The sequence below is a fragment of the Bifidobacterium asteroides genome (assembly GCF_003202755.1).
Lineage (GTDB): Bacteria > Actinomycetota > Actinomycetes > Actinomycetales > Bifidobacteriaceae > Bombiscardovia > Bombiscardovia asteroides_F.
This window is the reverse complement of record NZ_QGLK01000001.1, coordinates 188416-200153: the sequence shown is the minus strand read 5'-3', so window position 1 is coordinate 200153 and position 11738 is coordinate 188416. Positions and strand designations below refer to the sequence as shown.

General features: G+C 59.0%; 7 protein-coding genes, 1 tRNA gene and 1 pseudogene. 2 read left to right on the top strand and 7 right to left on the bottom strand.

Annotated features, from left to right (window positions below):
• Positions 1–6 precede the first annotated feature (6 nt).
• From DKK74_RS00735 to DKK74_RS00725, 3 genes are read right to left on the bottom strand one after another with little or no spacing between them, the layout of a single operon-like run.
• Positions 7–1284, bottom strand: coding sequence for a glycoside hydrolase family 1 protein (locus tag DKK74_RS00735; RefSeq protein WP_110412337.1), 1278 nt, complete (start codon positions 1282–1284; stop codon positions 7–9).
• Positions 1281–4160, bottom strand: a complete 2880-nt coding sequence (locus tag DKK74_RS00730; protein WP_110412336.1) for an alpha-L-rhamnosidase — start codon at positions 4158–4160, stop codon at positions 1281–1283. The genes DKK74_RS00735 and DKK74_RS00730 overlap by 4 nt, the downstream gene beginning before the upstream one ends.
• Positions 4161–4196: 36 nt before the next feature.
• A complete protein-coding gene (locus tag DKK74_RS00725; protein ID WP_110412335.1) occupies positions 4197–5582 on the bottom strand; it encodes an MFS transporter in 1386 nt (461 codons plus the stop codon).
• Between the two features lie 323 nt (positions 5583–5905).
• On the opposite strand from DKK74_RS00725, the gene DKK74_RS00720 reads away from it, so the two are divergent.
• Both DKK74_RS00720 and DKK74_RS00715 read left to right on the top strand, forming a co-directional pair.
• On the top strand, positions 5906–6718 hold the full coding sequence (locus tag DKK74_RS00720; protein WP_181414843.1) for an IclR family transcriptional regulator: 813 nt from the start codon (positions 5906–5908) through the stop codon (positions 6716–6718).
• Positions 6719–7018: 300 nt separating this feature from the next.
• Positions 7019–7091, top strand: a tRNA-Ala gene (locus DKK74_RS00715).
• 613 nt (positions 7092–7704) lie between these two features.
• Here the strand turns inward: DKK74_RS00715 and DKK74_RS00710 are convergent.
• The 4 genes and pseudogenes from DKK74_RS00710 to grpE form a co-directional block, all read right to left on the bottom strand.
• Positions 7705–9072, bottom strand: a pseudogene (locus DKK74_RS00710) (DEAD/DEAH box helicase); the annotation flags it as partial.
• 202 nt (positions 9073–9274) lie between these two features.
• Positions 9275–9805, bottom strand: a complete 531-nt coding sequence (locus DKK74_RS00705) for a heat shock protein transcriptional repressor HspR (protein ID WP_110412787.1) — start codon at positions 9803–9805, stop codon at positions 9275–9277.
• 52 nt (positions 9806–9857) lie between these two features.
• The gene (locus DKK74_RS00700; RefSeq protein ID WP_110412332.1) at positions 9858–10862 is read right to left on the bottom strand and encodes a DnaJ C-terminal domain-containing protein; all 1005 of its coding nucleotides are present in this window, start codon (positions 10860–10862) and stop codon (positions 9858–9860) included.
• A 147-nt stretch (positions 10863–11009) separates the two neighbouring features.
• On the bottom strand, positions 11010–11738 hold the full coding sequence (grpE, locus tag DKK74_RS00695; RefSeq protein ID WP_110412331.1) for a nucleotide exchange factor GrpE: 729 nt from the start codon (positions 11736–11738) through the stop codon (positions 11010–11012).

The following is an 11738-nucleotide window of genomic DNA, read 5'->3' as shown; positions in this document are numbered from 1 at the left end:
GGCTGTTCAAATCACCGTCTCAGCCACTAGCTTTCGGTAGGTCTGAGCGCTGCCCTTGGGGGTCCGATCATAGGTGCCGCCTGACCTGTCCACAGAGCACAGGCCGTAGTGCATGTCATATCCGCTGATCCATTCAAAGTTATCCAGCAGGGACCAGTGGAAGTACCCCAGGAGCGGGAAGCCGTCGCGCGCCAGGTCCACCAGTGGAGGCAGAGAACTGCTGATGAAGCGGGAACGGACCTGGTCATCGGCGGTACAGACGCCATGCTCGGTCACTAGAACGGGCAGACCGGTCAGCTCCCGTATGTAGACCACGGCATTGACCAAGGAGTCAGCGCAGACCGGCGCACCGGATTCGCTGGTATCGACCCCTTCCGGAGCCGCCAGGGGACCTTGATCGCCCATGGTTTCCCTTTCATAGTTTTGCACCCCAATGAAGTCATTACCTTGAACGGCCTGGATCCAGGGCCGATAACAGGCATCCCTCCGGGCCTGAGCCAGGGCCTTGCCCTTCTCACTGACATAGCTTTCGTCAATAACCGCCAGAGACAGGCCAACCGGCAGATTTGGGCACTGGGAACGTATTGCTTCCACAGCACAGGCATGCGCTCTTCGGAAGCCCAGTTCCAGTTGTTCGACTTCCTCGGGAATCACCACATTGCCAACACGATAGCGCTCTACACCCGCCTTACGGCTGGCCGCTTCCAGGCATTGACGCTGGGCCTCAACAGCTTGGGTCGGCAGAGCGCCAGTGCTGAGGATCCTGGGCAGATTGGGCTCGTTAAAGGTTACAGCCATGGCCACTCGATCGCCCAGGACCTTCAGCACCCTTAGGCACTCATCGGCGAACAAGGAGGGAGCGTCTGGATTGAACCAGCCTGCCTTGGCCCCGAACCATTGCGGGCAGACGAAGTGGCTGAGAGTAATCAATGGTGTAATGCCACGGTCCAGACACCCGTCGACCATGCGGTCGTAATGGTCCAGGGCGGACTGGTCCACGACCTTTTCCTCGGGTTCTATACGCGCCCATTCCACCGAGAACCTGTAAGCATTAAGGCCCATGCCCGAAACCAGGTCCAAGTCATCCTGCCAGCGCTCCCAGCTCTTGCAAGCCGACCCTGCCCGTTGCTTGAAAACAGTCGGCTGCACGTGCTCCAGAAAGCTGATATCGGATGTGGTGTCGCCTCCGTCCACCTGGTGCCCAGCAGTGGAAGCTCCCCAAAGAAAGTGATCAGGAAACACTCTTGCCACGGTATGCCCCTCCTCTTGCTTCAAATCAATCATTGATCAAAATCCTGGTTCTTAGCCTGTCCTGCTGGAGCAAGCCCATGCCTTTGCAGAAATCCGACTACAGCACTCTCGATGGCTCCAGTATCCGGGAGGAAACCCTGCTGTGAAGCCACCTGAGGAAGCTCGCCGACAGGAGCATCAAGCCAAGGTTTTGCGGCGGCGCAAAAGCTGAGATCGGCCTGACTGCCTCTGTAGGAAGGAGAGTCAATGGCCAACAAGGCCCGAATCAGATCAGCCAGCAGATCAGGGACATCAATCAGATCGCGTATGGTGCGAATCTGGGTTTGCCTCGTCGGTTTGGCATTGGGATCCGGCAGGATCCAGGAATAATCGCCATGGTCGCATCGACCGCTGACGCCCCCTGGTAGTACCAGATTCGCGCTGACACCGACCGGCAGAGACAAATACATGCTGACAGTGGCACTGGAATCCTGGCGCCGCCAGGAGAAATTCACCGGTCCGTACGGGGTTACCAGACGGAGCTCAGCAAATGAAAGCTGCGGGATTATCAGTGGAGCTACAGTCACCTTCCGCCAACCGGCTGCATCCATGCGCAGACCAATCAGCCCCTGAATCAGCCAGGAGACCACAGAGCCCAGAGCGTAATGGTTGAAGGAAGTCATGCCATTAGGGTTGATTGACCCGTCAGGCAACATGGAATCCCACCGTTCCCAGACCGTGGTAGCACCCATATCCACTTGGTAAAGCCAGCTAGGGCAATGGTCCTGAAGAACCAGCCGGACAGCCAAGTCGGCGTGCCCGCTGATGGTCAGCGCTTGGCATATGAACGGCGTGCCCAAGAACCCGGTGGAAATACGGAATCCGCTGGCTCTTACCAGATCCGCCAGGCGTTCGCCCGCCCCCTGACGTTGTCTGTCGGTCTCCAACAGATTCCAATCCAGGGCAAAAGAGTAGACCGAGGGGCAATCCGAAAGAATACGCCCGTTGGGGCTGACATATTCGTCGCGAAAACCCTGGGCCATGCCATCAGCCAAGGATCGGTAATGTTGCTCCTGATCCTTTTGGCCTAAGCAGGCATGGGCCTGGGCGACAAGAGCGGCCGAATGGGCCGCGAAAGCAGTGGCCACCACGTCGGGATCGGCTTTGGACTTCATGGGCTGGTCCGCTGGCGCATCAGGATCCAGCCAATCACCGAATTGAAAGCCTCCCTGCCACAGGCCCCGACAAGTCAAAGCCTGGACTCCGTCGACGAACCGGTCCATCATGGGCAGGAAGCGACGAAGGACAGCCTCATCGCCAGTCGCCCTGTATAGGGCCCAGGGCACGAGCACCGCCGCATCACCCCAGCCGCAGGTCAGACGAGGTCCGTCCAGAACATCAGGGACCACCAGTGGAATGCCCCCATCTGCTGCCTGGCTATTGGCCACGTCAGTCAGCCATGAAGAGAGGAAGGCATCGGCATCGAAAAGCTCCAGTGCAGATGGCGCGAACATGGCGATGTCTCCAGTCCATCCCAGACGCTCATCCCTTTGTGGGCAGTCGGTGGGCACCGTGATGAAGTTATCCATGGTGGACCAACGAACGTTTTCGAACAAACGGTTGAGCCGATCGTCCGAACAAATAAAGGATGCCGTGGGCTCCATGACGGCCGAGACAAGGCAGGCCTGAAAATCACCTGCCTTCACATCGACATCGGGATCCAGGCCCTCCACCTGCACATAGCGGAACCCATGTTGGGTGAACATGGGCTCGACCACCTCGTTGGCAGTGCCGGAGAGAATGTACTCGTCAGTGGCCTTTGCCTGACGCAGAGGTTTCAGAGCCAGTTCCCCATGATCCAGGACCTCGGCATGACGCAGTTGCAGGCGGCCCCCAGGCCGGCCCCCTCTGACCACCATACGGACCCAGCCGGCTACGTTCTGCCCAAAGTCCACGACGGTTCGGCCTGATGGGGTGGTGATGATTTTCTGACCCGGCACACAACGGATGATCCGTGCCGGAGGGGCCTCCTGGGGTCTGATGCTCGTATGAGGCATGGGTAGCAGTTGTACGGGGCGTACTACCCCTCTGGCCTCAAGCAGGGGAATTCTCATATCCCTGCATTCGCCGTCGTAGAGGTCATTCGAGCTTACGGGCGATGGATGCCAGGTCCATTGATCATCACCGCTCAGGACCTGCTCCCCCCGGCTGTCGAACCACTCCAGCTGGGCCATGAGCCACAGACGATCACCGTAGAAATCAGTGAGGCGCTGCCAACCTAAGTGCCCCCTGTACCAGCCGTTGCCCAGCAGGACATCCAGCCGGTGACTGCCTGGCGTCAGAGCATCGGTCAAATCGTAGGTCAGAGCATTGATTCGGTGCCGGTAATCGGTCCAGCCCGGACATAGCTGATCCTGACCGATACGCTGACCGTCCAAATAGGCAACGAAGAGACCGCCTGCCGTCAAATGAATCCGGGCCTTGGCACAGGTCCCTTCCACAGTGAACCTTCTGGAGAGCACCGGTGCCGGGTCCTCTCTTCCGACTGGATCACTTGGCGACACCGGGCAACCCGACCAGTCCTGGTTGGAGAGGAGACCGCATTCAACCCGTGCCGTGACCGACCAAGGGGACCAGATGCCATCTTGGCCAGCAACCCTGACCCTTACAGCAGCGGATTCTCGGGACTCCAATGGCTCACCAGGCCAGGACAGACAGATCTGATCCGCCACATGCAGGCGATGTACGCTCACACGACCATGATGATCAGTGATCTCAACTTCAGCTTCTTCCTGCTTCCAGCCCTCAGGTGCTTTCAACAAGCGCCAGGACAAGGACGGGCAAGGTTGGTCGTAGCCCAATGCGCAGCCGGCCCAAGGTCGGTGCCCGAACCGAACCGGCGACACCTCCAGCCCTGCCGAATCAACCATTATTGTTGCCTTTCCTTGCTGACTTTCAATTGATTACTACTTCACGCCCTTGATGAGCGGAATGGCAAGCACACTACAGAGGCTCAGAGCCGCCGCGATGAACCAAAGCAATCCGTAGTTGTGTCCCCCTGCGGTGTTGATGATCAGAGGAGCCGCAGCAAGAACGACCACACTGGACAGGTTGATTGCCAGTCCGAAAACGCTCATGTCCTTGCCGGTGTCCTCGCTGTTAGGCAGGACGGCTGCACACAGCGCCAGATCAACGGTCAGATACATGGCCTGACCCACAGCGAACAGTAACCATGCTATAAGGAACTGTGTGAAATTATGAGAAGTCGCACCAAGACAAAGGGCTGCCGCCATAAGGATGGAAGCCAAGATCACAAAGGGCTTCTTGCGCCCCAAATGATCTGTCAGGAAACCGGACCCTGTGAAGAAGATGATGGAAATGGGTGCCGAGCACAAGGTCAGAAGACCAGCCTTGCTGCCTACCTGATTCAGAGGGATATGCAGTCCGGAAATCAGATAGTAGATGAAATAGGACTGCATAGCGGCCATGGCCAAACCGACCAGGAACCGAGATAGCCAGGTCCAGCCGAAATTCGGGTACTTCCGTGGGTTGACAAAGAAGGTGCCAATGAATTTCTGGACGTTCATAGGCGGCACCTCGCTCTTGGTCTTGGCAGGATCCTTGTAAAGGAGCAGCAGGGGAAGAGATGCGACCAGGCCCAACAGCACCGGAACCGTCATCAGCAACAGACCATTGCCTACCAGAGCACCGGTAATATAAGTGCCGGCCGAGAAAGCAAGAGCTCCGCACAGACCCATCAAACCCATGACCGTGCCGCGACGGTTGTCGGGCAGCCCTTCGACAGCGATCACCGAATAGGCATTGAAGGCCGACTGCATGCCCATGGCCGACAGGATGAAGAAGACTCCCATCACCCAGACGTTGCTGGATAGACCGACCACGGCCCCGCAGACGATGGAAAAGAGCAGTCCGCCCAGAATCCAGGGCCTACGACGGCCAAAGCGGCTGATCGTCCGATCTGACAGAGCGCCGGCCAGTGGCATCATGAAGAGCATAAGGAATGTACTCACCGAGGTTATATGGCTGTAGACCGAATCCTTTCTGTCCGGCATGATTGCTGCGATATGCAGCGACAGCGCCGTGCCCAGGCTCATGTTCATAATGTAGAGGCCAATGGCAGCGATGAGCACCAGCACAATCGTCTTGCGAGGATTAGGAAATTCAGGTGGAAGATATCCAGGATCGTGACTGGGCTGTGCTGCCTTATCAGTATCTTCAATATTGGCATATGCCTGCTCTGGCGACCCAGCCGTATCCACCGAAGCAACAGGATCTCCGGCCTTGGGCCCATTCGGAGACTGATCCCTGTCTCGCTCAACTGTATTGCTCATCGCAAGCCCTCCTTTGGACTTCTTACCATCGGCCGACGTGACGTGCTCGACCTTGAAATGTTAACCTCCCGCCCAAGTCCCGTCGACGTACTGACCTACCTATAAATCTGGGACTTTGGACAGACGCAGGTGACAGTATCGCCGACAGGACTTGAACTTTGTCCGCACCGACTCATGCGATCCATCATGTCTGCCTCCTGTAGGTTGATTTTGTTGTATCGGTTTTTCATCGCAGATTTGAAACTGACTTCCACTGAGTGGAAATTCCGTCGTTCTTACCCTCCCCAAAGCCGTAGCTTGTAAGCAAGATGACCGAGTACACAATGACGTATCAGCAGGAATCAGAGGGCCGGCCGCCCAGACGCACTGGCGTCCTGGATCGTGCCTTCGCGATCCTCGACTGCTTTACCTCTGACGAACCCACACTGACCCTTACGCAACTCACCCGCCGGACAGGGTTGGCAGCCAGCACTACCAGCCGACTTCTGAAGAGCCTGTGTAAGCACGGAGCCCTGATACGCGAGAGAAGCGGAGCATACTCCATCGGACCAAGGCTCATGGAGATCGCTCAATTTGCCCGCCCAATGCTTTCCATCAGGGAGGCGGCCTCGCCGATTCTCGATGATCTGAACAGAACTACAGACCAGCACATCCAGTTGGGCACGCTGGATGGGGCGGAAATGGTCATCCTCGACCGCAGGGAGGGCAAGCATCCCATACCGGTCTACTACCATATAGGCGATCGACTGCCCCTGGCCCCTACTGCAGCGGGACGGACACTACTCGCCTACGCCGGACCGGGCATCATCGGGCAAATAGTGAACACTGGAACTTTCACCTGGCCTACCTGGCAGATCCCCCGCCCCTCCTCAGATGAGTTGATGGCCTCGCTGGCTCTGATTCGTCAACGCCGTGTCGCTGTACTCCAAACGCCCGGCGCCTCGGTTCATTCGGTTGCTGCCCCTATTTTCGGGAGGACCAACGCTGTCATCGCGGCTGTCAGCATCGTTCTATCGGCTGGAAGCACGAGTCTGGAACGTTATGTGCCACTTATCAAAGCCGGGGCCACTGCCATATCAAGAAGAGTGACCGGACCAAAAACATCCCGGATATTGCCGCCTTGGGACCAGGCATAAAATGCCATATTGGTATAAATCCATATCAAGGACGACACTGATATGGCGGTCTGCTGCAAGGGGCGCAACAGCGCACCTGACCTAGAGAAAACTGCACTACAATTCACAACCCCGAACAATCCGTGAAGCCATGCCCGATATCCGCAATGGGAGAGAAGGTGCTAGGAGAAAAGCGGCAACTTTATAGTTGAATCTAATGTCATTTCGAATTGTACTTTGCCGGCAACCCGGGAAATTGCGTTTGACCGGGGCACGCGCTAGAGTGAACTTTTGTTGTTCGGCTACGGTCGGGCAACGCATGGGGCTGTAGCTCAGTTGGTAGAGCGCTTCGTTCGCATCGAAGAGGTCGGGGTTTCGACTACCCTCAGCTCCACAGTGTCGAGATGATTCTATTCCTGCTTTCGTCATCCTGCCGTGCATTGATAAGCTAAGCAATGCTCCAGGTCGTTCTTATGGCCGACAACAGATTCGATACAATCAGACATATCAAAATATCACAGCTACTCTTGCCCTGGCGGGTCGATCGGTTGGACACACAGCATCATTAAGCAGTCTCATAATCAAGAACCCTGGCACGGAGCCAGGGTCAATCCACGCAACAATTCTGGAATCGGTAAAGTCGTGGTTTCTCAGCGAACGCTCAAAATTATTTGAGCAAATACAGCGTAGATCCGATCAGCATCAACACGCCCATCGATGAATCAACGCCTGGAGGCAGAACGGAAGGGGTTGTCATCGCGGCGATGGCGGCGATGACCACGACGGAATCCATGACGGTCGGCATCAAAACGAGAGCCAGCGCGACCGCTACCATGACCGTGGCCATGACGGTCGGTCCGCTCGCTGCCGCTGGTACGACGGTTACCTCTGGTCCGGCCGTCCAAGGGGCCATCCTCGCGATCGAATGCCAGTCGGTCCTCTGAGGACCGCTGGAAACGGGAAGGTCGACGACCCCGATCTTGGCCTGCAACCCGACCATGGCCACCACGATCAAAGCGCCTGTCTGCGCGGGAACGACCCCGATGTCCACTGCGGCCGCCACGTCCGCTACGAGCAGGCCGACCCTTGGAAGCCTGCGGCTGCTCGACCTGCAAGGACCAGCCGTGTACAGGTTTGGCCAACGGCCCCACGAGCTCAATAACCTCGGGCGAATCGGCAGTCACCTGAACCGGCTTGGCATCGATATGGGCCATGCGCAGCATCCGTCTGGTGTCACGCCACTGGTCGGGAAGAACCAAGGTGACCACATCGCCGGGACGACCGGCCCGGGCTGTGCGGCCCGACCGGTGCAAGAAGGACTTGGGATCGGCTGGTGGATCCACTTGGACCACAAGGTCTACGTCACTGATATCCACGCCTCGGGCGGCCACATCGGTAGCCACCAGGACTTTCACCTCACCCCGGGAGAAAGCCCCTAGGTTGCGATCGCGCTGGTTTTGGGAAAGGTTGCCATGCAGCTGCGCAGCCGGGATGCCGTTGTCAATCAGGTTCTTGGCAAGCTTCTTGGCCTGGAACTTGGTCCGGGTGAAGAGAATACGCCGTCCTGTGCCCGAGGCCAGCTTACGTACGAGATCGTGCTTGGTTGCCTGAGTGGTGCGGAAGATGTGGTGGGTCATCAGGTCCACATGCTGGGTGGCGGAATCCACCTCGTGAATCTTGGGATCCTTGAGGAAGCGCTTGACCACGGCATCCACACCGTGATCGAGGGTGGCCGAGAAGAGCATGCGCTGACCGCCCGGACGAACCTGGGCCAGAATCCGCTCCACAGCAGGCAGGAAGCCCATGTCGGCCATCTCGTCGGCCTCGTCCAGCACGGCAATCTCCACGTCCTCCAGGCTGAGCTTGTGCTGGCGGAGCAAATCCTCCAAGCGACCGGGGCAGGCCACCACAATCATGGCCCCGCGCCGAAGGGCATCGACCTGACGACCCTGGCCTACCCCGCCGTAAACAGTGCAGGTCCGCATGCCGTAGGCCTGAGCCAGGGGGTTGAGAACCTCGTCGATCTGATTGGCCAGCTCGCGTGTAGGAGCCAGGACAAGACCGCGCGGGCGGGGCAGACTGCCTGATCCGGCGGCAATCCTGCGGCCATGGCGATCCCGTCCTCCCTGGTCGGCAGCCAGTCGAGCCACCAGAGGGATGCTGAAGGCCAGGGTCTTGCCGGAACCTGTCCGGCCCCGTCCCAAAATGTCACGGCCAGCCAGGGCATCAGGCAGGGTATCCCGTTGGATAGGGAATGCGCTGGTCTTGTCGTCCTTGCGTAGGACACGGACCAAGGGTTCAGGCACCCCTAGCTGGTCAAAAGTCATAGGTTCTACGGCAGGTTGGTCGGAATTAGACGAATTGGAATCGGGCATGGATGAAGCAGTCACAATGACCTTTCACAACAGGGAAGAAAACGACACTGTCGGTCGACAGTTCGCAGGCCGCGTGCAAAGCAGAGAATGACGAATTTCGCGCAAGCGGTTTCCCCGTACTCAAAGCTGTCAGGCGACGATCAGCCGCCGCTCATGGGCGAGCGGCCAACCTGTACACCATAGCACAGGCCACTCACCTATTTCAGGAGCGTACGCTCCAAACGATCAGCGATTTGGAGTCGGTCGGGTCTGCCTCGTCATGCGTCGTGTCCTGCCGCCAAAGTCGGGCCCTGCTGGACCGCCTGACTTCGACAACCCGGCCATCGGCGGCGGCTGCGAACATACTGGACCCCTGTGACTGGTGGGAGCGACGCAGCTGACGCCGCAACTGGCGATTCTCCTCTGCCAGGGCCAGGATCCTGGTCACGCCAGCCAGGTTGATGGACTCGTCCTGGCTCAGATGCTGGGCCTGACCCAGCCGGTCCAAATCCCGCAGGGAGTATCGGCGCGCACCCCCCTCGGTCCGTTCCGGCACAATCAGACCCAGCCGGTCGTATTGGCGCAGGGTCTGCGGATGGATGTTGGCCAACTGTCCGACCTGGCCGACGCTGAAGACCGGCAGCTCGATGTCCAAACCGGCATCATCGGCAGCATCCAGGCTGATGTGCCCGGCCACCAGACCGCGAGCGCAGGCCAAATAAATCCGCCTGGTCTCGGGATCCACCCTGACCATGATCATCACTCCTTTCCGCTGTTCGTTCCGACTTAATCCGGCATCCGAATCGTCATATCTTCATGCGCTCCCCGGCGATCTGCTCGTCGAAGTCGCCACTGGACTTGGCGAAGTCGCGCATGGCCTTCTTCTGTGCCATGCCCAGCCGACCGGGCATGCGGATCTCAAGCCGCCCCACCAGATCGCCCTTACCGCGACGGTCCTGAACCCCCTTGCCGGCGATGCGGATCTCGTCGCCGCTGGAGGAGCCAGCCGGGATCTTGAAGGTGACAATCTGGTCATCGATATCCCGGGCTTGGACCTTGGCCCCCAGGGCAGCCTCAGAGACGGTCACCGGCAGGTTCATAACCAGGTCCCTGTCCTTCATAGTGAACCGCTGACTGGGCTGAACGCTGATCTGCAGGTAGAGGTCGCCATTGGCGCCCCCGTCCCTGCCGGGCCGACCCTTGCCAGCCAACCTGATCCGCTGGCCGTTGCGGACTCCGGCGGGGATATGCGTCTTGAAGCGCTTGCCGCCCACGCTCAAGGAGACCGTGGCACCCTTGACCGCCTGACGGAAGGACAACCCGATTTTCGAATTGCGATCCTCACCCTTGACGGGTCTGGGCCTGCTCTCCTGGTAGGCGGTCCGACCGCCACCGCCGGCACCTCCGCCGAAGGAGGAGAAGATGTCAGCAAAGTCCGGCTGCCCGGAACCATCGCCGAAACGGATACGGGTGCCTCCCGGCGCCCCGGCACCACCGAACATGGAGCCGAAGATGTCCGAGAATGCATCGGTGTTGAAGCCACCCTGGCCGGAACCTCCGGCAAACCGGGCTCCCCCCATGCCGAATTGGCGGATGGCATCGTACTTTTGACGCTGCTCCTTGTTGCTGAGCACGTCGTAGGCCTCGGAGATGTCCTTGAACTTCTCCTCGGCCTCCTTGGTCTTATTGAGATCGGGATGGTATTTGCGGGCAAGCTTGCGGTAGGCCTTGGTGATCTCCGCTTCGCTGGCGTCCTTGGAGACACCAAGGACCTTGTAATAGTCCTTGCTCAGCCATTCATTCTCAGCCATCCATGTCTCCTTTCCTCATAAGCTACGAATATATCGAATTGGAATCCGCCTTTTCGCGTGCGGCGGCGGGCGGGACCATAACCCACCCAGCCGCCGCATGCGAAGGCGTCGATTCAGCCTGCGGAAGGTCCGCAATCACCGTCCCTGCTACTGACCGGGCGAAGTCACCACTACCCTTGCGGCCCGGATCACCCGGTCGCCGATCCGATAGCCTGCCTCGACCACCGTGTCAACCGTCTCTTTCTTGGCCTCGGGGTCGGGCTTGTGCAGGATGGCCTCATGCTTGGTGGGGTCGAAGTCCTCGCCTTTTTCACCGAACTTCTCGACACCGAACTTCTCAAAGGTCTTGTCGATCTTCTTGGCCACGGCCTGGAAGGAGTCGTCCATCTGCCCGTGCTCCTTGATCCGGTCAATGTCATCAAGGGCCGGAAGAAGGGCGGTCAGCACATCTACAATGCCGTGCTGGCGGAAGATGTCCTGCTCCTTCTTGGCACGGTTCCGGAAGTTGACGAACTCGGCCCGCTCACGCTGGAGGGCCTCCAGATAATCGGCGGCCTCCTTCTTGGCCTGGCCCAGAGGAGTCAGCCCCCCTGATTCCTTGTCGGCACCTTCCTCCTTGGCCGAGTCAGCATCAGTCTTGTCATCAGCCTGAGCATCCGATGACGACCCGTCCTTGGCGGAGGAATCCGACGAGGACTGGCTGGCCGCCTGGCTCTCGTCTGCAGCGGTCTTGTCGGCGTGATGTCCGCGAGCCGCTTCCTGGTCGGGCGACGAGGCGGCGTCAGAGGCCTTGGCCTCGTTTCCGTCCGGTCCGCCGCCGGCGGCGGCCGGGTCGCCCTTCAGCGGCCCGGCATCATCCTTGTCGAAGGCTGACAT